Below are 25840 nucleotides of genomic sequence, written 5' to 3' on the forward strand. Positions count from 1 at the left end.
GCCGCCTTGGCGCATGCAATGGCGGCTTCCGCCCGGCGGAAACCGCCCTACGGGTTACACGCTACCGGCCTTGCCTATGCCTTGGCCTTGCCGGCCAGGCGGCTCGGCGGGCGCAGGCGCGGCGCGGCATCGGACTGGCGCCGCACCAGCGCATAATCCATCACCATCTGCTCCGGTCCCGCATCTTCTCCATCCCGCTTGCCCCGGATTTGCTGCACCACGAAGCGCACCGCGGCTTCCGCCATGTCGGCAATCGGTTGCCGCACCGTGGTCAGTTCCGGCCAGATCGTCGTCGCCAGCGGCGTATCGTCGAAGCCCGCCACGGTCAGGTCGCCCGGCACATCGAGGCCCAGCCGGTGCGCCACCGCCACCACGGCGGCCGCCATGTCGTCATTGCTGGCGAAGATCGCGGTGGGACGGGCCGCCAGTGCCAGCAGCGTTTCGGCCGCGTCGAGGCCTGAGCGGTAGGTGAACAGGCCTTGTACGATCAGTTCCGGCGCGTCCGGCAGTTTATGCGCGGCGATGGCGGCCTTGAAGCCGGCCAGGCGGCGCGCGCTGACGCTCTGGTTCGGATTGCCCGCCACAAAGGCGATGCGCTGGTGGCCCAGCGCCACCAGGTGGCTGGCCATGCTGTAGGCCGCCTGGAAGTCATCGATGCTGACGCCGCCCACGCGCGGATCGGGTGTGCCGCACGCCACGGTGACAGCCGGGGTGCCGGCTTCGGTAATCAGGTCAATCAATTTCCCGTCGTCGCACAGCGGCGGCGGCACGATGATGCCGTCGATGCCATTGGCGATCAGGCGGCGCGCCTGGTCGCGCGCATCGTCTTCACATTTTTCCACCACCAGTTGCACGTTGTTGGAACTGGCCTGGTTCAGCAAGCCGACCAGGAATTCACTGATGTAGCCCGCGCTGGGATTGGCGTACAGGAAGCCGACGCGCATCGCATGCGAACCAGCCAGGCGGCGCGCCACCTGGTTCGGCGTGTAGTTGAGCGAGGCGACGGCCGCCATGACCTTGGCGCGGGTCTTGTCCCGGACCTTGGTGTCGCCGTTCATGACTCTGGAGACGGTCATCGGTGACACGCCCGCCAGTTCCGCCACGTCGGACATGGTCGGGGCGTGCGGTTTTTGCCCGTCAGCGGGGACAGGTTGGCTTTTCGCGGTTGTTGTTGTCATTGGTATTGGTAATGATTGCGCTATTTATATGGGCCGACTTTACCACAAGGGTTTTATCCATTGCCAGGCGCATAAGGGAAACGCAGCTTGCGGTAAGTGTCGAGATCGTGCCGTGGCGGCGCGGCGCCGGCCGGCAGCGGCAGGCCGTTGACCGACTGGAAGTAGGCAATGCAGGCATCGCGCCACAGTTGCGCGTTGTCCAGCTGGCGCCGCAGGCGCATGGCGGTTTCCTGGTGGCGGCGCGCGTCGATGAAGGGCGCCAGCGCGGCCCATTGCGCCTGCATGGTCCGCACGCTCTCCACGCCCCGGTCGTAGTGGCCGATGAGTTCTTGCCACAGGGTGCGGCCGGACGCCATGCGGTAATCCCAGGGCAGGTGGTGGAACCACAGCAGTTGCTGTTCCGGCGTGGTGCGCGGATCGGCCAGCCGGGCGGCCAGCGCGGGCGCGTACTGGGCAATGGCATTGCTGCCGCCGGCGCCGCGGTCGAAACCGATGCCATCCCTGGCGGCGCGGTGGTAATACACGGGATTCCAGTCCGGCCGTTCCAGGTTGTCGACCCAGGGCGCGGGGCCGTGGTGATGTCCGGTGCCCATCATGTGGTGCAGGCCGAGCGGCGTCATATAGTCGACCACGGCTTCGCGCGAATCCATCATCATGGCGGTGACGGCGTCGCGTACCGCCGCGTCGCGGCTGAAGGTCTGCGCCGCCCACTCGCCGGCAATGGCCCGCGCGTCGCCGCGCGGGTCCCACGCCAAGCGGCCGAACGCATACCAGTTGGCCTGGTCGAAATGCGAGCCGCTCCAGTTGCGGTCCGTGCCGATATTGGCGACGCCGGCCATGCCGGTGAGCTTGCCGGGCGCCTGTTCCAGCACGTCGGCGACGGGCAAGGACTGCATGCCACGGTGGGTCTCGCTGGCCAGCGTTTCCCGGAACAGCGGTCCCAGGTACGCCAGGTCGGTGGAAAAGCCCAGGTACTCCTTGGTGATCTGGAATTCCATCATCAGCGGCGTCTTCGGCATGGCGCCAAACAGTGGATGGAACGGTTCGCGCGGCTGGAAGTCGATCGCGCCGTTTTTTACCTGGACCAGCACATTGGGCGCGAAGCGGCCGTCGAACGGTTTGAATTCGTCGTAAGCCTGCCTGGCCCGGTCATCGTTCCTGGCGCCGCCCGGCGCATAGACGAACGCGCGCCACATGACGGCGCCGTTGTGCGGCGCCAGGGCCTCCGCCAGCATATTGGCGCCATCGACGTGGCTGCGCTGGTAGTCTTGCGGTCCCGGCTGGCCTTCGGAATTGGCTTTGACCAGGAATCCGCCAAAGTCGGGAATCGCTTGATAGAGTTCATCGGCCTTGCGCCGCCACCATGCGCGGACGGCCGGGTCGAGCGGATCGGCGGTGGCGGTTTCCTTCAATTCCAGCGGCGTGGAAAACCGCACCGACAGGTAGACCCGGATACCATACGGACGGAATACCCTGGCCAGCGCGGCGGTCTTGGCAATAAAGGCCGGCGTCAGCATTTCCGCCTTGGCGTTGACGTTGTTGAGCACGGTGCCATTGATGCCAAGCGATGCGTTGGCGCGGGCGTAATCGGTGTAACGGGCATCGACGATATCGGGCAGCGCCCACCAGTCCCAGATCGACTGGCCCGCGTAGCCGCGTTCCACGTGGCGGTCCGGGTTGTCCCAGTGATTCAATACGCGCAGCTTGAGGCGCGGCGCGCTGGCCGATTCCAGCGGCGCGCCGCTGCCGGCCGCGCGCAGCCACGCAAAGCTGCCATACAGCAGGCCGGCATCGGTGTGGGCGGCAATCAGGAACACCTGTTTCCCTTGCAGGCGGGTGCGGCGCAGGACATAGCCTTCCGGGCCTGCCGCCGCCAGCGCCGCGGCCAGCGCCGGTTCGTTGCGGAGCACCGGCGGCAAGTCGGCGCCCCGGGCCAGCACCAGGGCGCCGTCCCGCAGGGCGGTGGCCGTGGCGGGCGCGTTGCCCAGCAAGCCGCGCAAGCCGCGCCGCAATTCCGCCAACGCCGCGTCAACCGTGGGTGAGGGCGGCGCCAGCCGCACGATGGCGCGGGCCTGCGCTTGCAGTTGGCCGCGTTCCGCGCCTTGCAGCGGGGCATAGCGCAACCAGAGTGCATAGCCATCTTCGTCGGCCAGTGGCGCCGGCGCGGCAGGCGCTGCCTGGCACTGCGCGCCGGCAGGATGGGCGCAGGCTGGCGCGGCGAGCGCGCCGCCGGGCAAGGGCAGCAAGATGAACAGCAGGGCCAGCAGCACGGCCTGTGGGCCGGCCGCCCACCGCGTGCGCCGCGCCAGGGAGCGCTGAATACATTGCGGGATTGGCCGGTGGGAAGGCGGCATCGGGTGGGGCATATCGGCTCCGGAAATAGTCAAGGTCATCATGGCGCGCGGGGGCTTTCTTGCGGGCCGAGGTAGGTATCGCGCAGGCCGCCGGTATCGACCACCAGCGATTGCAGGACGATGCCGGGATCGAGCGCCTGGAATTTCAGCGTGTGGATGCCGGCGCGGCCGATGGTATGGCGCGACTGGTGCAACGCGGCGCCGTCGGAGACCCAGCGTTCCCAGTCCTTTTCGGTCTGGCCGGCATGCAGGTTGACGATGTGCGGTGGTTCATCGTCAAACCAGACAGCGTAGCGCAAGCCTTCGCCCGGCTGGAAATTCAGAGTCGGCGCCAGCGTGGTGCGCACGGTGACCGGGCCGGTGGTATGCAACAGCATGCGGTATTCCAGCACCGGAGCGGCGGCGGCTTGCGGTTCCGCGTGGGGCGCGGCAGGGGTGGTCGTCATGCCGGACAGGGTGCGGCCATGGCCGGGAATGCGCAGCCAGCGACGGCCGCCAGACGCGGACGAAGCGGTGAAATGCTCGGCTTCGATGGCGACCACGCCGTCCGCTTCAAGGAAGGTGCCGGATGGCGCCATGGCGGCAGCGGTGGGGCGGCGCAGCGGCACAGGGATGTCCACACTAGACCCGTCGCTGCCACTGACCGTCAGCTTTGCCCCGGTCGCGCCGGCGGGAACCTGGTCCCAGCGCACGTTGACCAGTATCCGCTGTTCCTTGTCGATCAGCCCTTGCGGCGGGTCGAGCATCACCCACGGCGCGCTGGCGGTGACGGTATAGCGCAGCGGCGCCTTGCCCCGGTTGAACACCTCGATATGGCGGGGCTTGCGCGAGACGGCGTCCAGCGCCGGCAGGGCGGCCGGGCTGCCGTCCACCGGCCAGGCTTGCGCGCTGCCTTCCACCGCGACGCCCAGCGCCGCCGCGTCAGGCAGCGCCAGTTCCCGCACGGCGGGCATGACGTTTTCCGGCGGCTGGTTCCAATAGGTATAGCCGATATGGGTCTGGTCCATCATGTGGTTCCACTTGCCGCCGGCCGTGTCGAGGTTGTAGCGGCGTGTCAGCGCGGCGTCTTGCGCAAACAGGGTGCGGACCCGGGCCGCCATGTCGTTGGCGGCGCTGCGGCCCTGGCGCGCATACAGTCCGTTCAATCCGGCGCTGACATACATGGCGTTCAGCACGGCGCTGGCCTTGACGGGGTGCAGCACCAGCTGGAAGTAGGCGTCGCGCCGCGCGGCGGGCAGTTTCGCGTTGATGGCTTCGGCACGCTCCGCCAGTGCCTCGTAGTCGCGCGCAATGCGGCGCGCCTCGTCGTCGTGCACCAGGCTGTAGGTGGTGGGCGACAGCATTTCAGGTTTGCGGCGGCCATTGTACTGGGTGTACGCCGCCACGATGCCAGCGATCTCCGCCGCGTGTTCCGGCCCGAATTCACGCGCGGCCCATTGCCGCAGGTAGCCGTCCATGCGCTCCACCGTCATCGCTTGCGGATTCCAGGCCTGGGTCAGGAAGAATTCGATCGGTACTTCCATCGGCTTCAGGTCGCCGACATTGACCACCCACATGCGGCGCGCATCGAATTCCCACGCCAGGTTCATTTGCTCCCAGATCTTCGGGATCGGCGTCACATTGATCCACTTGTAGGAGCGCGGGCCGCCGACGTAGTCGAAGTGGTAATAGACGCCGGCGCCGCCGCTGCGCGCGCGTTCGGCCGCTGTCGGCAGGCGGCGGATATTGCCCCAGTTGTCATCGCACCACAGCAGCATCACGTCGTCCGGCACGCGCATGCCCAGTTCATAGTATTGCTGCACTTCCTTGTACAGCGCCCACAGCTGCGGCACCTGTTCCACTTTCGGGTTGATTTCACTGGCGATCAACGTGCGCTGGTCGGCCACGATGCGCTCCAGCAGGCTGGTATTGGCTTCCGCCGACATCGGCTCGTCGCCGTCGCCGCGCATGCCGACGGTGATGACCTTGTCGTAGCCGCGCGTCTGGCGCAAGCCGCCGCGCCAGAATTCGCGCAAGGTATCGCTGTTGCGGGTGTAATCCCACGGGCCGTCGCCCAGGCGTTTCCAGTCCTGCTGCGCGCGCATCATCGGTTCGTGGTGCGACGTGCCCATGACGATGCCGTAGCGGTGCGCCAGTTCGCCGTTGCGCTGGTCGTCATTGAAGAACGCGGAACCCCACATGGCGGGCCACAGGTAATTGCCGCGCAGGCGCAGGATCAGTTCAAACACTTTTTCATAGAACGCGTGGTTGTAGCCGCCGAACTTTTCCCTGGCCCAGCCGGTCAGGGCGGGCTGCTCGTCGTTCAGGAAAATGCCCCGGTATTGCACCGCGGGGGCATCGCTGATGGCGGCAGGCGCGTGGGCATAGACATTGTCGTGGCGGGCGGTGGGCACGTCGGCCCACCAGTACCACGGCGATACCCCGATCTGCTCCGACAGCGTATAAATGCCGTATATCGTGCCGCGCCGGTCGCTGCCGGCGATCACCAGTGCGCGCTCCACGCCCGGCAGCGGGTTGGCGACGGTGCGCAGCTGGAACGCTTCCCACTTGCCGCGCAGGGCCTTGGCGTCGATCACGCCCCTGGCGGCCAGCTGGTCGATCAGCGCGCTCTTGCCCAGGGTGCCGATGATCACGACGTCCTTGCCTTGCGCCCGTTTGTCCAGGCGCAGCTTTGGCGCCAGCGTGGTGACGCGGCGGAGATCGGCCTGCAGGTCGCCGGCGGCGCGCAGCACGCCCGGGTCGTCAGCGGGATCGGCAAACAGGATGGCGGCCTTGCCATTTTCCGCCAGCGCCACCGCCTGCGGCGCGGAGCGGGTGAACGAGACCAGGGGTTGCTGGCCGATGGCGCAGGCCGCCGGTGAGGCGGCCAGGAATGCAAGCAGGGCAAACACCTTGGTCATTGCCCGGGCCATCATGGACGGCTCCCGCACGGCTGGCTGAACACCTGCAATGGCACGGCGTCCGCCAGCGCGCGGTAGCCCGCGGCCGAGGGATGCAGGCCGTCGCCGGAATCGTAGGCTTTGTCGAGATGGGCGGGACGGGCCGGATCGCGCAGCGCGGCGTCGAAATCGACCACGTGGTCGAACACGCCGCTGGTACGGATCCAGTCATTGAGCGCGACCCGGTCCGCTTCATTTTCCGGCTCCGGGTGATAGTAGCCGCTGCCGGAGTAGGGCGTGACAGTGGCGCCCAGCAGGCAGACGCCGTGCGCGTGCGCCTGGTCGGCCAACTGGCGGTAGGCGGCCTGCATGTCGGCCAGCAAGCGCTGGCGGTCGGCCGGGGTATCCGGGCCATTGCGGTGCTGGCCGCCCATGTCGTTGACGCCGATGAACACCAGCGCGTGGGTGACGCCCGCGCGGCCCGTCACGTCGCGCAGGAAGCGGGCCGACAGGTTCGGTCCCAGGCCGTCGCGCAGCAGGCGGCCACCGCCGATGCCGGCATTGACCACGCCGACCGGTATATTCGCGGTGCGCAGGCGGGTGGCCAGCACGTCGGTCCAGCGGGTATTGCTGTCATTGACGACGCCATAGCCATCGGTAATCGAGTCGCCGATCGCGACCAAGGCGCGGGTGGCGGCGCCGGCCAGCACCTCGACATCGCTGATGACATACCAGCGCTGCACCGCCTGCGCATCCGGCCATGCCGCATCGGCCACGCGGTTGCCCGGCAACAGGTAGCTGCTGGCACGGGCGCCCGGGTGGCCGGTCTGGCGTGCCGGTTCCGCCTTGAAATGCAGGGAAATCGCGGCGTCGCCGCCGGCCGTCACGTCGAGATCGACCGGGTCGCTGTAAAACTCGGCGCCGGCGGGGATCAGAACCTGGCGCCGGCCATTGAAGGTCAGCGCGCGCAGGGTGGCGCCGTCGACATGGGCGCTGCCCGGCTTGGGCGCCAGCGCGATGCTGGCGGCGTCCACCACCAAAGGCGCGGTGCCGAACGCATTGGACAGCCGCACCCGCACCCGCTTGCCGCCCAGCGACAGCCGCACCACCTGGCGCAGGCTGGCATCGCGCCAGTGCGGGGCCGGCAGCGCGTTGTCGCCCTCGGGCACCATTTGCGCCGCGCCCCAGGCGGCGACCCAGTGTTCCTTGCCGGGTGTACCGGTCCCTGCTGCCAAGGCCATGGTAGCGCCCAGCAGGCAGAACGTGAACATGGTGTTTTTCGTGATTGATCTCATAGTTTTCATTATCGCTGTCTCCACTTGCCCGGTACGGGTTGACTTGCTTTGGCAAATCCTTCAAACTCAAAATGTTAGCGCTATTTATTTTAGGGTATGAAAATGGTTGACGCAACAAATACAAATGTTTCTAACACGCCGGTGATTGTCCGGATGCGTGTGATTCCCGTGGCGGGGCGCGACAGCATGCTGTTGAACCTGTGCGGCGCGCACGCCCCGTTCTTCACCCGCAACCTGGTGCTGCTGGAAGACAGCGCCGGCCGCACCGGCATGGGGGAAGTGCCGGGCGGAGCGGGTATTTTGCGCGCGCTGGAAAATGTTATTCCGCTGGTGGAAGGCACGCAGGTTGGCCGCTACAACCGCACCTTGAACAGCGTACGCGGCGCGATTGCCAACAAAAATGTGAGCGGTCAACAGTACCAGGTGACGTCCGCCGCCGAGGCAGCCGTGCTGAAACAGCCCCATGAAATCAACCTGCGGCTGGAAAACGTGGTGACGGCGGTGGAAGCGGCGCTGCTCGATTTGCTGGGCCAGCACCTTGGCGTGCCGGTCTGCGAATTGCTGGGTGCGGGCCAGCAGCGTGACTTGGTGCCGATGCTGGCCTACCTGTTTTATGTCGGCGACCGCCGCAAGACCGATCTCGATTACCTGCCGGGCGCATTGTCTGGAAACTGCGGACCGGACGACTGGCATCACCTGCGCCACCAGGAAGCGCTGACGCCGGAAGCGATTGCCGACCAGGCAGCCGCCTGCGTGGCGCGCTATGGCTTCAAGGATTTCAAGCTGAAGGGCGGCGTGATGCGCGGCGCGGACGAGATGGCGGCGGTGGCGGCCATCAAGGCGCGCTTCCCGGAGGCGCGCGTGACGCTGGATCCGAATGGCGCGTGGTCGCTGCGCGAAGCGGTGGACCTGTGCCGTGGCCAGGGCCATTTGCTGGCCTATGCGGAAGATCCGTGCGGCCCGGAAGATGGCTACTCGGGCCGCGAAATCATGGCCGAATTCCGCCGCGCCACTGGTATCGCTACCGCGACCAATATGGTGGCCACCGACTGGCGGCAAATGGCGCATTCGCACTTGCTGGGCGCGGTCGATATCCCGCTGGCCGACCCGCATTTCTGGACCATGCAGGGTTCCGTGCGCCTGGCGCAGCTGTGTGCCGAGTGGGGCCTGACCTGGGGTTCCCATTCCAACAACCACTTTGACGTGTCGCTGGCGATGTTTACCCACGCGGCGGCGGCGGCCCCCGGCCGGATCACGGCGATCGACACGCACTGGATCTGGCAGGAGGGACAGGAACGCCTGACCGTTGAACCGCCGCGCATCGTTGGCGGCAGCGTGGCCGTGCCGCAAGCGCCGGGACTGGGGATCAGCCCCGACCTGGAACGCATCGAAGCGGCCCATGCGCTTTATAAACAAGTCGCCACCACGGCGCGCGATGACGCGATGGCCATGCGCTACCTGGTGCCCGGCTGGACTTACAACCCGAAACAACCAAGTTTTGCAAAGGATTGAACATGACGATGGATTTGAAAGCAGCTGACTATTTGCCGGCCGACCTGGAACGCGCCCTGCTGGTGGGCCGTGTCTGGCGCGACGACGTGGGCCCGTGCGTGGTGGTGGTGCGCGCCGGCCAGGTGTTCGATATCACGGCGCAGTGTGCCACGGTGTCGGATTTGCTGGAACGCGATGATTTGCTGGCCTTTGCGCGCAGCGTGCAGGGCGAAGCGCTGTGCGATGCCGCCGCGCTTGTGGCTTCCTCGCTGGACCCGCAAGGCGGTGCGCCGCGCCTGCTGGCGCCGTGCGACCTGCAGGCCATTAAGGCCTGCGGCGTGACGTTTGCCGTCAGCCTGCTGGAACGCGTGATTGAAGAGCAGGCGGGCGGCGACGCGGCGCGCGCCGATGCGCTGCGCGCCAGCCTGCTGCAGGACATCGGCAGCGACCTGTCGGCGATCAAACCGGGTTCGCCGGAAGCGGAAGCGCTGAAACAGCAATTCATTGCGCGCGGCGCGTGGTCGCAGTATATGGAAGTGGGTATCGGCCCGTATGCGGAAGTGTTTTCCAAGTCGCAGCCGATGTCGGCGGTGGGACTGGGCGCGGACGTGGGCTTGCACCCTGAGTCGCACTGGAACAACCCGGAACCGGAAATCGTGCTGGCCGTCACCAGCCGCGCGCAGGCCGTGGGCGCCACCCTGGGCAATGACGTCAACTTGCGCGACATCGAAGGCCGCAGCGCGCTCTTGCTGGGCAAGGCCAAGGACAACAATGGCTCTTGCGCACTGGGTCCGTTTATCCGCCTGTTCGACGAGCACTATACGATCGACACCGTGCGCCAGGCCGAAGTGCGCTTGCGCATCGAAGGCGCCGACGATGATTTCGTGCTCGATGGCGAATCGCGCATGCGTGAAATCAGCCGCGACCCGCTGGATCTGGTGGCGCAAACCTGTGGCTCGCACCACCAGTATCCGGACGGCTTCATGCTGTTCCTCGGCACCATGTTCTCGCCAATCAAAGACCGTGGCGCCAAAGGCGCGGGCTTTACGCATAAGCTGGGCGACAAGGTCAGCATCAGCAGTGGCGCGCTGGGTACGCTGGTCAATCATGTCCAGCGCAGTGACGCGATCGCACCGTGGACCTTTGGCGTGCGCGCTTTGTTCTCCAACCTGGCGCGGCGCGGTCTGCTGAAAGGCGCGCAATGACGGCATCGGACAACATGAAACGTCAGCCGATGGCGTATGCGCTCTATCCGAGCCTGGCCGGACAGCGTGTCCTGATCACCGGCGGCGGCACCGGCATCGGCGCCACTCTGGTCGATGCGTTTGCGCGCCAGGGCGCGCGGGTGGCGTTCATTGATATCGCCGAGGAAGCATCGCGTGCGCTGGAAGCGTCGCTGGCGGCCCGGGTTGGCCAGCAAGGCATCGCGCATGCGCCGCGCTATTACCGGTGCGACTTGACCGATCTCGCGGCGCTGGGGGCGGTGATGGCGCAAATCGAGCAGGATATCGGCGCGGTGCAAGTGCTGCTGAACAATGCGGCCAATGACAAGCGCCACACGGTGGATGAAGTGTCGCCGCAATACTGGGACGACAGCCTGGCCGTCAACCTGCGCCACCAGTTCTTTTGCGCCCAGGCCGTGGCGCCGGGCATGCGGGCGGCCGGTACCGGCGTGATCCTGAATTTCGGGTCGATTTCGTGGTACCTGGCGCTGGGCAACCTGACCTTGTACATGACCGCCAAGGCGGCCATCGAAGGCTTGACGCGCGGACTGGCGCGCGACCTGGGGGCCGACGGGATCCGCGTCAATTGCGTGATTCCCGGCTCCGTGCGCACCGAGCGCCAGATGACCTTGTGGTATTCGCCGGAAGCGGAGCAGCAAATCCTCAACGCGCAATGCCTGCGCCAGCGGGTCGAACCGGAAGACGTGGCGGCGCTGGCGCTGTTCCTGGCGTCGGACAATGCGGGCCGCTGCTCGGGCCGCGATTACTTTGTCGACGCGGGATGGTACGGAGCATGACGGCCTTGAGTTCCGCGGTTGAATGCATCTGGCCGGTCGGCGCGACGCTGGCGGAGGGCCCGTTCTGGCACGCGCGGCAGGGCGCGCTGTATTTTGTCGATATCAAGGGCAACGCGGTGCACCGCTGCGCGGAAGATGGTGGTGCGCGCGCGACGTGGGTCTTGCCGGACCAGGTGGGGTTTGCGTTGCCGATGGCGGACGGCGGCTTGCTGTGCGGCTTGCCGGGCCAGGTGGTGCGCTTTGATCCGGCCGGCGGTGCGCCGGCAACGCTGCTGGCGCTGGAGGGGGATTTGCCGGGCAACCGCAATAATGACGGCTATATCGATGCGGCGGGGCGGCTGTGGTTCGGCACCATGGATAATGCTGAAAAAGCCGCCACCGGTGCGCTGTACCGGTGGGATGGCAAGCGCCTGCGGCAGCTCGATGACGCCTACATTATCACCAACGGCCCGTGCATCAGCCCCGATGGCCGCACGTTTTACCACACCGATACGCTGGCCAAGCTGATTTACGCGTTTGACCTGGCGCCGGATGGTACGCTGAGCAACCGCCGGGTATTGATCCGGACCGCCGCGCCAGGACACCCGGACGGCACCGCCATCGATGCCGAAGGCGCGCTGTGGGTGTCGATGTTCCGGGGCGCCCGGATCGACCGCTATGCGCCGGATGGCGCATTGATCGGTTCCATCGCCATGCCGTGCTCGAACATCACCAAGGTGGCGTTTGGCGGCGCCGACCTGCGCACGGTGTTTGTCACCACGGCGCGCAAGGGGCTGACGATCGATGAATTGAGCCGCGAACCGCTGGCCGGCGGCATTTTCCGCTTCCGTACCGACGTCCCGGGGCTTCCCCAGCATGACTTCCAGCCAGAGACTTGAACAGAGAACTGAGATGACCAACAATAACAAGCCCGCCCGCCGTTTCCGCTCGCAAGACTGGTTCGACAATCCCGACCATATCGACATGACGGCGCTGTACCTGGAGCGCTTCATGAATTACGGCATTACGCCGGAAGAATTGCGCTCGGGCCGTCCCATCATCGGCATTGCGCAAAGCGGCAGCGATATCAGCCCGTGCAACCGCATCCACCTGGAGCTGGCCAAGCGCGTGCGCGACGGTATCCGCGATGCGGGCGGTATCGCGATGGAATTCCCGCTGCATCCGGTATTTGAAAATTGCCGCCGTCCGACCGCCGCGATTGACCGCAACCTGGCGTATATGGGATTGGTGGAAATCCTGCACGGCTATCCGATCGATGCCGTGGTGCTGACCACCGGGTGCGATAAAACCACCCCGGCCCAGCTCATGGCCGCCGCCACGGTGGACATTCCCGCCATCGTGCTGTCGGGCGGACCGATGCTCGACGGCTGGCTCGACGGGGAACTGGTGGGATCCGGCGCCGCGATCTGGAAAGGCCGCAAGCAGCTGGCGGCGGGCGAAATCGATAACGAAAAGTTCCTGCAAATTGCCGCCGCGTCGGCGCCGTCGGCAGGACATTGCAATACCATGGGCACCGCTTCGACCATGAATGCGCTGGCCGAAGCGCTGGGGATGTCGCTGACCGGCTGTTCCGCGATTCCCGCGCCGTACCGCGAGCGGGGCCAGGTCGCGTATGAAACCGGCAAGCGCATTGTCGCCATGGCGCATGAGGATTTGCGCCCCTCGACAATGCTGACGCGCGACGCGTTCCTGGACGCCATCGTGGTCAATGCCGCGATTGGCGGTTCCACCAATGCGCAGCCGCACATCATGGCGATGGCGCGCCATGCGGGCGTGGAATTGCATCCGGACGACTGGATGCAATATGGCCACGACGTGCCGCTGTTGCTGAATATGCAGCCGTCCGGCAAATTCCTTGGTGAGCGCTTCCACCGCGCGGGTGGCGTGCCGGCCATCATGTGGGAACTGGAGCAGGCCGGCAAACTGCGGTCGAACCGTCCGACTGTGACGGGGCAGACCATGGCTGAAAACCTGTCCGGCCGCGCCACCGGCGACCGCGAAGTGATTTATCCGTACGCGGCGCCGCTGCGGGAACAGGCCGGTTTCATGGTGTTAAAGGGCAACCTGTTTGATTTCGCCATCATGAAAACCTCGGTGATTTCCGAACAGTTCCGTACCCGCTACCTGAGCCGCCCGGGTCACGAAAACGTGTTCGAATGCCGCGCCGTGGTGTTCGAGAGTTCCGACGATTACCACCAGCGCATCAATGATCCGGCCCTGGAGATCGATGAAAACTCGATCCTGGTGATCCGTGGCGCGGGACCGGTGGGATGGCCGGGATCGGCGGAAGTGGTGAACATGCAGCCGCCCGATGCCCTGATCAAACGTGGCGTGATGAACTTGCCGACCCTGGGCGATGGCCGCCAGTCGGGGACCTCGGACAGCCCGTCGATTTTGAACGCCTCGCCGGAAAGCGCGGTTGGCGGCGGGCTGGCGTGGCTGCGCACCGGCGATATTGTGCGGGTGGATTTGACCGCCGGCAGCTGCAATGTGCTGGTCAGCGACGACGAACTGGCCGAGCGCAAGAAGGTTGGCGTGCCTGCCATTCCGCCGAGCCAGACGCCGTGGCAAGAACTGTACCGCGCGACGGTGGGGCAGCTTGCCAGCGGGGCCTGCATGGAGCTGGCGGTGCCGTACCGTGGGGTGGCGGAGAACATGGCGCGGCATAATCACTGATCATCGGCAGGGCCGGCTGCCGCTGACTGGATTATTTCAGGAAGCGGAAAGTCGGTTCGATGTTTTTGCTGTGTAAAAACGCCACGATCTGTTCCAGGCTTGCATCTTTCAACAGCAAGCCATCGGTCCCGGGCGCCGCCGCTGGGCGCGGCGCCGGGGCCGGCAAGCTTGCCGACGGCGCCGGCTGCAACTGCCGCAGCAACTCCGCCACTTGCGCGGGCGTGACGCTGTGCAAGCCTTCCAGGAACGCCAGCTGGCCGCTCAGCGGCGGCGCCATGTCCAGTCCCGAACCGTCCGCAAAGGACGCGCCCATGCCGGGGTGGATAAACGCGCTCCATTTGCCGGAGGCGGGGTGCAGGCAGGGTGGCAGCGGCGCGGCATGGCCGGGGGCGGGCATGTCCGGCATCACCGCGGCGTGCAGCAAGGCCAGCAGATGTTGCAGGTCGCCCGCGGGCATCGGCTGCTCCAGCGACAGCCACAGGCAATAGCCATTGTCGCCCGACACGCTGACGGCGGGCGCCGGCAAGCCGAAACGCGTCTGCAATTCATGGGCTACTTCACACAGGCGGCTCCAGTGGCGGTCTTCCTCGTGGTCGCGCAGGACCGGGAAGGGCAGGGCGGCGGCGCGCACCGCGCCATCCGGGCCGGCCAGGGGCAGCGGGGCCGTGCCGTGCAGGTGCGCGTTCCATGCGGCGTCCGTGACCACGGCGTCGGGCAGGTACAGCCTGCCCAGTTCTGATATCAATTTTTCCATACTGTCTTACCCGGTTTTTTTGGCGAAGCATAACACCGGCCGCCAAATGTCGTATCATGCCGGTCGACATTTAGTGGCTTATCTAGACAACTATGCAAATCCAAATCAACGATACCCTGCGCGCTTACATCGACCCGCTGACCGAAGCCGAATACACGGCGCTGGAGCGCAGCATCCTGGCGGAAGGCTGCCGCGATGCGCTGGTGCTGTGGAACGACGTGCTGGTCGATGGCCACAACCGCTATTCCATTTGCCAGCAGCATGGCATTCCGTTCAAGGTGACACAAAACACCACGTTCCGCAGCATGGAAGACGTGATGCTGTGGATGATCGACAACCACCTGGGCCGCCGCAGCGTCACCGATTTCCAGCGCGGTGTGCTGGCACTGCGCCGCAAGGATATCCTGGAAGCCCGCACCGCTGACACCGTGGCGCAAAACGCCGAGGAAGACGCGAAAATCGCGCCGCCGGAACCGGCTGAGGCGGAGGAGGCCGCCGCCCCGGCCAAGGTACGCACCTCGCGCGAAGACGTGGCGCGCGCGGCGCGGCTGTCGACCGCGACCATCAGTCAGATTGAAAAAATCCAGAAACAGGCCACGCCGGAACTGGTGGAGGCGGTGCGCGCCGGCACCATTTCCATCAATGCGGCGGCCACGGTGGCGTCGCTGCCGCAGGAAGAGCAAGTGCTGGCGGTGGCCGGCGGCAAGAAACAGTTGCAGCAGGCGGCCAAGGAAGTGCGCGAACAGCGCGCCGCCAACCGTCCGCTCAAGCAGCCGAAGGAAGATAGCCCGGAAGCGCTGGCCGCGCCGGCCGCTTCGCTGTCCGAAGTGGAATTGCTGCGCGCCGAGGTGGCCCGCCTGACCGAGCGCAATGCCCAGCTGCGCGCGGAAAACGCGGAATTGCGTGAACGCATTTCGTCGCTGGTCGACGCGTCGTAATCCCTGGCCGGCGGCCCGCGCCGGCCTTGACCCTGAAATCCGACCTGGAGCGATTCCATGCCGAGACTGCCAATCCTGGGCCCGGCGCTGCTGTGCGCGCTGGCTGTAGCGAACTTCCCTTGTGCCGCTTCGGAAAGTGGGCAGCCAGGCCGGTCAGGCCATGGCGCTGCGCAGGCAACCGTGGTTGGCGGCAAGGCCGAAGCGGCGCGGCTGCGTGCGCTGGCGCGGCGCGTCACCATCGTGCGCGACAAATGGGGTATTCCGCACGTGTATGGCAAGACCGACGCGGACGCGGTATTCGGCTTGCTGTATGCGCAAGCGGAAGATGACTTCCGCCGGATTGAACTCAATTACATCAATGCGATGGGCCGCCTGGCCGAAGTCCAGGGCGAAAGCGAGATTTACCGCGACTTGCGGATGAAACTGTTCATCGACACGGACAGCTTGAAAGCGCAATACGCGGCCAGTCCCGCATGGTTGAAACAGTTGATGAACGCGTTTGCGGACGGGTTGAATTTTTACCTGTTGACGCATCCGCAAGCGAAGCCGCAATTGATTACCCGCTTCGAGCCGTGGATGGCGCTGAGCTTTACCGAAGGCTCGATCGGCGGCGATATCGAATCGGTCGACATCAAGGCGTTGGAGCGGTTTTATACCAAGGCGCCCATGCCGGCGGATGCGATGCTGAAACGCGAACGCGAGCCCGCCGGCTCGAACGGCTTCGCGATTGCGCCGGCCATCAGCAAATCCGGCCACGCGCTGTTGATGATCAACCCGCACACGTCGTTTTACTTCCGTCCCGAAGTGCACATGGTCAGCGAAGACGGCATGAACGCGTATGGCGCCGTCACCTGGGGCCAGTTCTTTGTCTACCAGGGTTTCAATGACCGGCTGGGCTGGATGCACACGTCCGGCGGCGGCGACGTCATCGATGAATTCGTGGAAACCGTCAGCAGCAAGGATGGCAAGCTGACGTACCGCTATGGCAGGGAAGAACGCCCAGTGCGCGCCGTGCCGGTGCGCCTGCGCTACCGCACGGCGGCCGGGATGGCGGAAAAGACCGTGACGGCGTATTACACGGTGCATGGGCCGGTGGTGCGGGAAGCCGACGGCAAGTGGATCAGTGTCAGCCTGATGAACGAGCCGCTGAAGGCGCTGCAGCAATCGTATTTGCGCACCAAGGCCCGCAATTACAGCCAGTTCCGGCGCGTGATGGACTTGCGCACCAATTCGTCCAACAACACGGTGTACGCCGATGCGGACGGCAATATCGCTTATTTCCACGGTAATTTCATGCCGCTGCGGGATGCGCGTTTCAATTACCGCAAGCCGGTCGATGGCAGCGATCCGGCCACGGCCTGGAAAGGCTTGCATCCGGTCGGCGATACCATCCAGTTGTTCAACCCAGCCAATGGCTGGGTCCAGAACACCAATAACTGGCCGTTTTCGGCGGCGGGCGCCAACAGCCCGAAAGCGGCGGACTATCCGGCCTACATGTCGGCCCAGCCGGAAAATGCGCGCGGCATCCATGCGGTGCGGGTGCTGGACAACAAAAAAGATTTTACGCTGGACGGCCTGATCGCGGCGGCCTACGACAACCAGTTGCCGGCGTTCGAGCCGCTGCTGCCCAAGCTGTTTGAGGCCTGGGAAGCGCTGCCCGATGGCGATGCGCTGAAGTCGGGAATCGCGCCGCAAGTGCACGTGCTGCGGCGCTGGGATATGCGCTACGCGCTCAATTCGGTGCCGACCTCGCTGGGCGTGTTCTGGCTGGAAGATTTAAAACGCATCTTTGAGCCGGCCGCCAGGGCGCTGGACATGCCGCTGCCGGTCTTTATTGAAACCCGGCTGGGGCCGCAGGAATTGCTGTTTGCCATGGCGCGCGCCAGTGCGAAGCTGGAAGCGGATTTCGGGACCTGGCAAACACCGTGGGGCGAAATCAACCGCTACCAAAGACTGACCGGCGATATCGCGCAACCATTCGATGACAGCAAGCCCAGCATTCCCGTGCCGTACGTTTCCGGCAACTGGGGCGCGCTGGCGGCGTATGGCATGACCTCGCCGCAAAAGACCCGCCGCATTTATGGCGAACGGGGCAACAGTTTTGTCGCGGCGGTGGAGTTCGGCAAGCGCATCCGTGCGAAAAGCATCCTGGCGGGCGGCAACAGCGGCGATCCGGCATCGCCGCACTTCAACGACCAGGCGGAAATGTATGCGCGCGGCGAGTTCAAGGACGTGCTGTTTTACCGGGACGACATCGAGAAACATGCCGAGCGGCGCTACCATCCGGGTGACTGACATCCTGTTGACGAAGCGCAAACAGGCTGATTTACACGGGGCCATGCTGTGGACAGGAGGACCACATCATGCCAACCCCGGAAGACCAACGCGGCGGCCAGCGCCCGCCTGATATCCGCGACTTCATCTTTGTGCGCGAGCTGGCGGAAGTGTATTTGCTGCTCGACCATATCTCAGGCCGCTGGGACAAGCCGCTCGACGCCGAAGGCGAAGAATTGCGCGCCGCCATCTGCAAGATCGGCTGGCCGCCCAACGGCAACCGCCTGGATGCGGCGGAACAAGCGACCACCTTGCTGCGCGCCAAAGACCGCTTGAATGCGCTGGCCCGTCCGGCCAGCGGCGCCACGATCGCGTTTACGTTGCTGGTGGTGGGGGAGGAAGACCCGCGCCGCCACGCCCGCCGCTGGTGGTCGCGGCTGTGGCCGTTGGACTGGCTGGGCCGCCGGACGCGGGAAGCGGCGGCGCGGGAGCCTGCGCCTGTTCCCGCCCAACAAGCCCCGATACCGCCGTTTACCGGGCCGGGCAATGGTGACTTGATCCTTCCCTGCTGCGGATTCAGCCGTCCTCCCACGCGCATGTCGCTGGCCCGTACCGCCTTTCCCGGCCTGATCGGCCCCGCCAGCCACTTCAATCGTGGGATCTGGCGCATCGTGCTGTTCCTGATCATGTGGATGGTGCTGACTTGCGTGCTGTCGTGGGATATCACGGCGGGCAATGTGGTGTTGACGCATTTGGACAGCCTGCGCACGCAGCAGGGGGAGTTGGCGCGCAAGATTTCCGCGGCCGAAGCGGCCGATGAACTGGCGCGCCGCAACAAGGCGGGACCGGCCGGCGCGGTGGATGTGCCACCGGTGCTGTTTTGCGAACCGATCAGCGAGCGCCAGGGGCGCAAGTACCGCACGGTGGAAGAATTGCAGCTGTGTACCGACAAGGAGCGGCTGGAAAACGAGCGCCTGGTCACGCAACGTAATTTGCATGTGTGGATCAGGCCGTGGGAAAAGCTGTACCGCCTGGTGACGTTCGAGCCGGCACAGGAATCTGGCAGTGCCCGGGTGCAAGCGGCGCCGGTCTTCGGCGGGCAATACGGCGGAGATGAAGAGCCGGCCCGTGTATTGACCCATGTGATCGGCGGCGCCGTGCTGCCGCTGTGCTATGGCATCCTCGGCGCCGGCGCCGCCACCGTGCGCAACCTGTGGGCCAAGCTGCGCGAAAGCATGCTGATGCCGCGCGATTACACGCTGGCGCTGGGCCAATTGGCGCTGGGCGCCACCATCGGCGCCTGCATCGGCTTGTTCGTCAATCCTTCCGGGGCGACCTCCGGCACCGACGCGGCGCTGGCGACCAGCTGGACCTTGAGCGGGTCGGCGCTGTCGTTCATTGCGGGATTCGGCGTGGAGGGGGTGTTCCTGGCGCTGGAGGCGTTTGTGCGGCGGGTGTTTGGGGTGCCGGCGCAGGGAGAAGGGCGGCGCACGCAGTGACGTATCGCGCGCCAGGCACGATATGCCTGGCGCCGGCAGCCTTTAAATCGCATCCAGCGCCGCCTGTAAATCCTCCCGCAAGTCTTCCACATCCTCGATGCCGACCGACAGCCGGATCAAGCCATCGCCGATGCCCAGCACCGCCCGCTGCTCCGGTGGAATCGTGGCATGGGTCATCAACGCAGGGTGTTCGATCAGGCTTTCCACGCCGCCCAGGCTTTCCGCCAGCGCAAACACTTCGCAGCGCTCCAGGAAGCGGCGCGCACCGGCCAAATCCGTGTCGAGGGTGATGGAAATGATGCCGCCGAAGCCTTCCATCTGGCGTTTGGCCAGCGCATGCTGCGGGTGGGTTTCCAGGCCGGGGTAATACACTTTCGCGACCTTCGGCTGGCGCGCCAGCCATTGCGCCAGGTCCAGCGCGCTGGCGTTGTGGCGGGCGATGCGCACTGCCAGGGTTTTCACGCCCCGCAACGCCAGGAAGCTGTCGAACGGGCCGAGGATCGCGCCCACCGCGTTTTGCAAAAAGCCCAGCTGTTCGCGCCACGGCTGCTGGTGCGGCTCGTTGCCGACCACGGCCACGCCGGCAATCACGTCTGAGTGGCCATTCAGATACTTGGTGGCCGAGTGCACCACGATGTCGAAGCCGTGTTCCAGCGGGCGCTGCACCAGCGGGCTGGCAAAAGTGTTGTCGGCCACGGCAATGATGCCCCGCTCGCGGCAGATCTTCGCAATGGCGGCCAGGTCGGCGAGTTTGAGCATCGGGTTGGTCGGCGTTTCCACCCACACCATGCGGGTTTCCGGGCGCAGCGCGGCCAGCAGGTTTTCCGGGTTGGTCAAATCCACATAGGTAAAAGTGTGGCCGGCGCTGCGCTTGCGCACCCGTTCAAACAGGCGGTAGCTGCCGCCATACATGTCGTCGCCGGCGATGATGTGGGCGTTCGCATCGGCCAGTTCCAGTACCGTGGCAATCGCCGCCAGGCCGGAGGCGAAGGCGAAGCCTTGCGATCCGCCTTCCAGGTCGGCCAGGCAGCGCTCGAAGGCCCAGCGGGTGGGGTTGTGCGAGCGGCCATAGTCGAGGCCTTTGTGGACGCCGGGGCTTTCCTGGACAAAAGTGGAGGTCGCATAAATCGGCGGCATGATGGCGCCGGTGGACGGATCCGGGGATTGGCCACCGTGGATGACGCGGGTGGCCAGCGCAGCTTTTTTCTTGGTCATTAGAGAGACTTTCTCAGGTGGTTCAACAGGTCGAAGCGGGTGATCAGGCCGTAAAACGCGGCACTGTCCGCCACCACGGCGGTCAGGCCCCGGTCCAGCGTGCTGCGCAGGGCCTGGATGCTGGAAGCGGGCGACAGGGTTTCCAGGCGCGAGGTCATGGTGGCGCCGACCAGGCTGGAGAACTGTTCCGCATGGTTGTCGACTTTCATCAGCAAGTCGGATTCATCGATGATGCCCACCAGTTTGCCGTTTTCCAGCACCGGCAACTGCGCCAGGTCGGCGGTGCGCATGCGGTTGAAGGCGACCAGCAGGGTGTCGGTTGGCGACACGCTGACCACGTCGCCTTCGTCATAGCGGCGCCCGATCAAGTCGCGCAAATCGCCGGTTTTCTGGCGCTGCACCAGGCCCTGGTCCACCAGCCAGTTGTGGTTGTACATTTTCGACAGGTAGCGGGTGCCGGTATCGACCACGAACGTCACGACCCGCTTGGCCTCGGTCTGTTCGCGGCAGTACTTGAGGGCGGCGGCGAGCAGGGTGCCGGTCGACGAGCCGCCCAGGATGCCTTCGGCCTGCAACAGCGCGCGGGCGCTTTCAAAGCTTTCCTGGTCGGTGATGGTGTAGGCCTTGTGCACGGACTTCATGTCGGCGATGGACGGAATGAAATCCTCGCCGATGCCTTCCACGGCCCAGGAACCGCTGGTGTCGTTGACTTTGCCGGTGTCGATGTATTCCGCCAGGATCGACCCTTTGGGATCGGCCAGCACGAATTCCAGTTCCGGCTGCACCTTGCGGAAAAAGTGCGACAAGCCGGTCAAGGTGCCCGAGGAACCGACCCCGACCACGATGGCGTCCACGTCATGCTGCATTTGTTCCCAGATTTCCGGGGCGGTGGTGGTTTCGTGGGCGGCCGGATTGGCGGGATTGTTGAACTGGTCCGCATAAAACGCGCCGGGAATTTCCCGGGCCAGACGCGCCGCGAAATCCTGGTAATACTCGGGGTGGCCCTTGCCAACGTCGGAGCGGGTCATGTGCACTTCCGCGCCCAGCGCTTTCAAATGCAGCACCTTTTCGGTGGACATCTTGTCCGGCACCACCAGCACCACGCGGTACCCTTTGATGCGGCCCACCAGCGCCAGGCCCAGCCCGGTATTGCCGGCGGTGGCTTCGATAATCGTGCCGCCCGGCTTCAGACGGCCGTCGCGCTCGGCCGCCTCGATCATGGCGCGGCCGATGCGGTCCTTGATCGATCCGCCCGGGTTTTGCGATTCGAGTTTCAAAAACAAGCGGCATGGACCGGTGTCGAGCCGGGTGACTTCGACCAGCGGGGTATCGCCGATCAGGCTGAACAGGGCAGCCTCTTTGGGTGTGTTCAAGGCGTTCTCCTTTACAGGGGGACCCGCATGGCCGGTTGTGCCGGCATGCGTTCCGTGAAAGACGCGGATTTTCAGCCGCACGGTTCACTTCGGGAACGAATCTTAATTAATTTGTATATGCATTTTATGCACAGTGCAGGAAAAGTATGCGCCTTTTTCAACACCCGCGCCGTATAATCCGCGTCATCAACGCAGCATAATTTGGTATCAAAGTGGCAAAACTCTATTTCCGTTACTCGGCCATGAACGCCGGCAAATCGACCGCCATGTTGCAGGTCGCACATAACTACGAAGAACAGGGCCAGGCCGTCCGGCTATTCACGGCGGCGATCGATGACCGCTATGGCGTGGGGCATGTAACGTCGCGCCTGGGGCCGCAGCGCGCCACGGAAGTGTTTGACGCGAAAACGGATTTCCTGCACGCGGTCGATCAAAAGGTCGCCTGCGTACTGGTCGATGAAGCGCAATTCCTGTCCACTGTCCAGGTACAGCAGTTACACAAGCTGGCGCAGGTACGGGGCATTCCCGTGATTACCTATGGCTTGCGCACGGATTTCCGGGGCGAACCATTCCCGGGTTCGGCCTATCTGCTGGGCCTGGCCGACGATATCGAGGAAATCAAGAATATTTGCACCTGCGGCAAAAAAGCCACAATGAACATCCGTGTCGATGAGCAGGGCAAGCGCATCCGCGACGGCGAGCAAATCAGTATTGGCGGCAACGAGCGCTACCGGCAGGCTTGCGGGCGCTGTTTCTACTCAGAATAATTCCCTCATCATGCCCGAATGCACCGCCATCGCCGCCGCCTGGATTTGCCAGTACCGCGGCGCGGTGTTCGACATGTTGCTGTATCTGGCGCCGTCGCTGATGCTGGCGCTGGTGATCCGGCGCCTGGCGGCATGGCACCCATTTTTCCTGCTGTTTCGCCTGGCCGGCACGATTTGCCATGAATTCGCGCATTTCCTTGTCGGCCTGCTGACGTATGCGCGGCCCGCCGCGTTTTCCGTCATGCCGCGCCGGATGGCCGGCGGCTGGCAGCTCGGTTCCGTCAGCCTGACGCGGGTGCGCTGGTATAACGCTGCGCCCGCCGCGCTGGCGCCATTCCTGGTGGCCGGTGTGCCGTTGCTGGTGGCGCTGTGGCGGACCCGGCCCGGCTGGCAATTCGAAGGCATTGATTTGCTGCTGGCCTTTGCCGTGGCGCCGCAATTCCTTGCCTGCTGGCCATCGGCGGCGGACTGGAAGATTTCCCTGCGCTCATGGCCTTACCTGCTGATTGGCGGCCTGGCATGGGCCGCGCTGCAATATTGGCGCGCATAAAGTCACGAGCATCGCGTTGGCGGGTATAGCCGCCAAACCTTGCCAATTGAGCCTGACAGCCTGCCAATTTTAATCCTGCCTTAAGGTTTCCGCCTGTATCTGTACGGGAAATAGGCTGCGCAGCCGCTATACGCGCTGTAGAATAAGCCGAAGCGCCGGCACATATATGGTGCGCCGGTTCCATGAAAAGTTTTGAGGGGGTATGCCGATGAAGAAGCAGATGCTGTTGAGCGCAATCGCGCTGGCGATTTCAGTCCAGGTGGGCGCCGCGGTACCGGAAAAGGCCGATGCCAAACCGGTCGCTGCGCAAAGTCAGGCCGCCGTCGCCGCCTCTCACGTCTTGTCGCGCTTCCATTACAAGGCGACGCCGCTCGATGATGCGATGTCGGAAAAGATCTTCGACCGCTATTTCAAGCTGCTCGACAGCGACCGCCTGTTCTTTGTGCAGGCTGACGTGGACCAGTTCGCATCGGCCCGCACCCGGCTCGATGACGCGATCATGCAGGAAAACCTGCAAGTCCCGTTCGCGATCTACAACCTCTATCAGCAGCGCTTCAATGAGCGCATGGCGTATGCGCGCGAGCTGTTGAAGGGCAAGTTCGAATTCACGGCCGACGAGTCGTACATGATCGACCGTGAAAAGGCCGATTGGCCGAAAAACGAGGCCGAAGCCAAAGACCTGTGGCGCAAGCGCGTAAAAAACGACTGGCTGCGCCTGAAGCTGGCCGGCAAGGATGACAAGTCGATCCGCTCCACCCTGGACAAGCGCTATGAAAACTACGTGAGCCGTTCGCGCAAGCTGTCGACGGAAGACGTGTTCCAGACTTTCATGAACGCGTACGCCATGTCGATCGAGCCGCACACGAATTACCTCGCGCCGCGCGCTGCGGAAAACTTCGACATCGCGATGCGCCTGTCGCTGGAAGGCATTGGCGCGCAGTTGCAGCAGCGTGACGATTACACGGTGATCCGCGAAATCGTGCCGGGCAGCCCGGCGGCCTTGTCGGGCAAGCTGAAAGTCGGCGACCGCATTGTGGGCGTGGCGCAGGGTGACAGCGGTGCCTTCCAGGACGTGGTGGGCTGGCGGATTGACGACGTGGTGTCGCAGATCCGTGGCGCCAAAGGCTCCACGGTGCGCCTGCAAGTCCTGCCCGCCGACGCGGGGCAGGATGGCAAACTGGCGCAGATCTCGCTGGTGCGCAACAAGATCAGCATGGAAGAACAGTCGGCCAAGAAATCCATCTTTGAAGTACGCGACGGCACGGCCAAGCGCCGCATCGGCGTGATTGCATTGCCAACCTTCTACCAGGACTTCGAAGCGCGCGCCCGTGGCGACCGCGATTTCAAGTCCGCCACGCGCGATGTGGCCCGCCTGCTGGCGGAATTGAAACGTGAAAAAGTCGACAACGTGCTGATCGACTTGCGCAATAACGGCGGCGGTTCGCTCAATGAAGCGGTGGAACTGACCGGCCTGTTCATCGACAAGGGCCCGGTGGTCCAGCAGCGCAATGCCGCCGGCCGCGTGGAAGTCGAAAGCGACACGCACGCGGGTCTGGCATGGGATGGTCCGGTGGGCGTCCTGATCAACCGTTCGTCCGCCTCGGCATCGGAAATCTTTGCGGCGGCGCTGCAGGACTATGGCCGTGGCCTGGTGATCGGCGAGCCATCGTTTGGCAAGGGCACCGTACAAACCCTGTGGAACCTCGATGGCCATAACGCCACCGACAAACCGCGCTACGGCAAACTGAAAATGACGGTGGCGCAATTCTTCCGCATTAATGGCGGCACCACGCAGCTGCGCGGCGTGCAGCCGGACATTGCCTTGCCGTCGATGTCGGACCCGGACAACTTCGGTGAATCCAGCTACGACAACGCGCTGCCATGGACTTCGATCAAGCCGGCGGTGTACATCCCGGCGGGCGAATTGAAGGAAATCGTGCCGCTGCTGGACAAGAAGCACGAGCAGCGCGTGGCGCGCGACAAGGACTTCCAATACCTGGAAGAGGATATCGCCACCGTGAAAAAGCTGCGCAAGGATAACGTCATTTCGCTCAACGAAGTGGCGCGCCGCAAGGAACGCGACCAGCAGGAAGCACGCGCCAAGGTGCGTGAACAGCGCCTGGCCACGGCGGCGCTGTCGCCGGATGATCCGGTGCTGATTCCTGATCCGAAGGATGTGCAAGTGAAGGCGGTGGCCGCGTCGGCCGCCGCTGCGGCCACCGCGAAAAACGGCAAGCCGGAGAAGAAAGTCGCCGCCGTCAAAGGCGCGCTGCGCACCGATGACGGCTTGCAGGCCGATGAACGCGGCCTGGCCGCCGACATCGACGCGGAAAAGGCGGCCAAAGCCGCCAAGGACGTGCTGCTGATGGAAGCCGTGCACATCCTGGCCGACGAGGTGGGCTTGTTGAAAACCGATACGCGCCTGGCATCGCGCGTGCTGCCGTATGTTGCGGACCTTGGCAAATAATCATTGCGGTTCCGATAAATATACGCGCCACTTATTTCCGACATCACCAATCTAAAGTGGAAATATTTGGCGCAGTGCAGCATCATGCTTATGTCTCCTCTATTCTCCTT

General features: G+C 64.7%; 18 protein-coding genes. 11 read left to right on the top strand and 7 right to left on the bottom strand.

Annotation, left to right across the window (positions count from 1 at the left end; translation table 11 throughout):
- Window positions 1-74 precede the first annotated feature (74 nt).
- The 4 genes from AC1RRC_RS00955 to AC1RRC_RS00970 are packed head-to-tail and all read right to left on the bottom strand — an operon-like array spanning window position 75 to window position 7715.
- On the bottom strand, window positions 75-1178 hold the full coding sequence (locus AC1RRC_RS00955) for a LacI family DNA-binding transcriptional regulator (protein ID WP_493053366.1): 1104 nt from the start codon (window positions 1176-1178) through the stop codon (window positions 75-77).
- Window positions 1179-1231: 53 nt separating this feature from the next.
- On the bottom strand, window positions 1232-3544 hold the full coding sequence (locus AC1RRC_RS00960) for an alpha-glucuronidase family glycosyl hydrolase (protein WP_493053367.1): 2313 nt from the start codon (window positions 3542-3544) through the stop codon (window positions 1232-1234).
- 26 nt (window positions 3545-3570) lie between these two features.
- Complete coding sequence (locus tag AC1RRC_RS00965) at window positions 3571-6447, bottom strand: glycosyl hydrolase 115 family protein (protein WP_493053368.1); 2877 nt, start codon at window positions 6445-6447, stop codon at window positions 3571-3573.
- Window positions 6444-7715: an SGNH/GDSL hydrolase family protein gene (locus tag AC1RRC_RS00970; protein ID WP_493053369.1), complete on the bottom strand. Its 1272-nt coding sequence runs from the start codon at window positions 7713-7715 to the stop codon at window positions 6444-6446. The genes AC1RRC_RS00965 and AC1RRC_RS00970 overlap by 4 nt, the downstream gene beginning before the upstream one ends.
- 93 nt (window positions 7716-7808) lie before the next feature.
- On the opposite strand from AC1RRC_RS00970, the gene AC1RRC_RS00975 reads away from it, so the two are divergent.
- From AC1RRC_RS00975 to AC1RRC_RS00995, 5 genes are read left to right on the top strand one after another with little or no spacing between them, the layout of a single operon-like run.
- Window positions 7809-9218 carry an enolase C-terminal domain-like protein gene (locus AC1RRC_RS00975; protein WP_493053370.1) on the top strand — a complete coding sequence of 470 codons (1410 nt, stop codon included), beginning with the start codon at window positions 7809-7811 and terminating at the stop codon, window positions 9216-9218.
- Window positions 9219-9220: 2 nt separating this feature from the next.
- Window positions 9221-10402: a fumarylacetoacetate hydrolase family protein gene (locus AC1RRC_RS00980; protein ID WP_493053371.1), complete on the top strand. Its 1182-nt coding sequence runs from the start codon at window positions 9221-9223 to the stop codon at window positions 10400-10402.
- 14 nt (window positions 10403-10416) lie between these two features.
- Window positions 10417-11217: a D-xylose 1-dehydrogenase gene (xylB, locus tag AC1RRC_RS00985; protein ID WP_493053372.1), complete on the top strand. Its 801-nt coding sequence runs from the start codon at window positions 10417-10419 to the stop codon at window positions 11215-11217.
- Window positions 11214-12095, top strand: a complete 882-nt coding sequence (locus AC1RRC_RS00990) for an SMP-30/gluconolactonase/LRE family protein (RefSeq protein ID WP_493053373.1) — start codon at window positions 11214-11216, stop codon at window positions 12093-12095. The genes xylB and AC1RRC_RS00990 overlap by 4 nt, the downstream gene beginning before the upstream one ends.
- A gap of 13 nt (window positions 12096-12108) precedes the next feature.
- Complete coding sequence (locus tag AC1RRC_RS00995) at window positions 12109-13893, top strand: IlvD/Edd family dehydratase (protein WP_493053374.1); 1785 nt, start codon at window positions 12109-12111, stop codon at window positions 13891-13893.
- Between the two features lie 31 nt (window positions 13894-13924).
- On the opposite strand, the gene AC1RRC_RS01000 is transcribed toward AC1RRC_RS00995, so the two are convergent.
- Window positions 13925-14647, bottom strand: coding sequence for a hypothetical protein (locus AC1RRC_RS01000; protein WP_493053375.1), 723 nt, complete (start codon window positions 14645-14647; stop codon window positions 13925-13927).
- A gap of 92 nt (window positions 14648-14739) precedes the next feature.
- On the opposite strand from AC1RRC_RS01000, the gene AC1RRC_RS01005 reads away from it, so the two are divergent.
- From AC1RRC_RS01005 to AC1RRC_RS01015, 3 genes are all read left to right on the top strand, one after another.
- A complete protein-coding gene (locus tag AC1RRC_RS01005; RefSeq protein ID WP_493053376.1) occupies window positions 14740-15585 on the top strand; it encodes a hypothetical protein in 846 nt (281 codons plus the stop codon).
- Between the two features lie 57 nt (window positions 15586-15642).
- Window positions 15643-17880 (top strand): acylase, encoded by a 2238-nt coding sequence (locus AC1RRC_RS01010; RefSeq protein ID WP_493053377.1) that lies wholly within the window; start codon window positions 15643-15645, stop codon window positions 17878-17880.
- 68 nt (window positions 17881-17948) lie between these two features.
- Complete coding sequence (locus tag AC1RRC_RS01015) at window positions 17949-19358, top strand: hypothetical protein (protein WP_493053378.1); 1410 nt, start codon at window positions 17949-17951, stop codon at window positions 19356-19358.
- 42 nt (window positions 19359-19400) lie between these two features.
- Here the strand turns inward: AC1RRC_RS01015 and AC1RRC_RS01020 are convergent, their stop codons facing one another.
- Together AC1RRC_RS01020 and AC1RRC_RS01025 are read right to left on the bottom strand one after the other, a co-directional pair.
- Window positions 19401-20573, bottom strand: a complete 1173-nt coding sequence (locus AC1RRC_RS01020; protein ID WP_493053379.1) for a trans-sulfuration enzyme family protein — start codon at window positions 20571-20573, stop codon at window positions 19401-19403.
- On the bottom strand, window positions 20573-21946 hold the full coding sequence (locus AC1RRC_RS01025) for a pyridoxal-phosphate dependent enzyme (protein ID WP_493053380.1): 1374 nt from the start codon (window positions 21944-21946) through the stop codon (window positions 20573-20575). Before AC1RRC_RS01025 ends, AC1RRC_RS01020 begins: the two co-directional genes overlap by 1 nt.
- A 212-nt stretch (window positions 21947-22158) precedes the next feature.
- Between AC1RRC_RS01025 and AC1RRC_RS01030 the strand changes: the two genes are divergently transcribed.
- The 3 genes from AC1RRC_RS01030 (at window position 22159) to AC1RRC_RS01040 (ending at window position 25730) form a co-directional block, all read left to right on the top strand.
- Window positions 22159-22713 carry a thymidine kinase gene (locus AC1RRC_RS01030; protein WP_493053381.1) on the top strand — a complete coding sequence of 185 codons (555 nt, stop codon included), beginning with the start codon at window positions 22159-22161 and terminating at the stop codon, window positions 22711-22713.
- Window positions 22714-22723: 10 nt separating this feature from the next.
- Entirely contained in the window at window positions 22724-23263 is a 540-nt protein-coding gene (locus tag AC1RRC_RS01035; RefSeq protein WP_493053382.1) for a hypothetical protein, read from the top strand.
- Window positions 23264-23471: 208 nt separating this feature from the next.
- Window positions 23472-25730, top strand: a complete 2259-nt coding sequence (locus AC1RRC_RS01040) for a carboxy terminal-processing peptidase (protein WP_493053383.1) — start codon at window positions 23472-23474, stop codon at window positions 25728-25730.
- The last annotated feature ends 110 nt before the right edge of the window (window positions 25731-25840 follow it).

Source organism: Pseudoduganella sp. GW821-FHT12E03, from assembly GCF_058807115.1.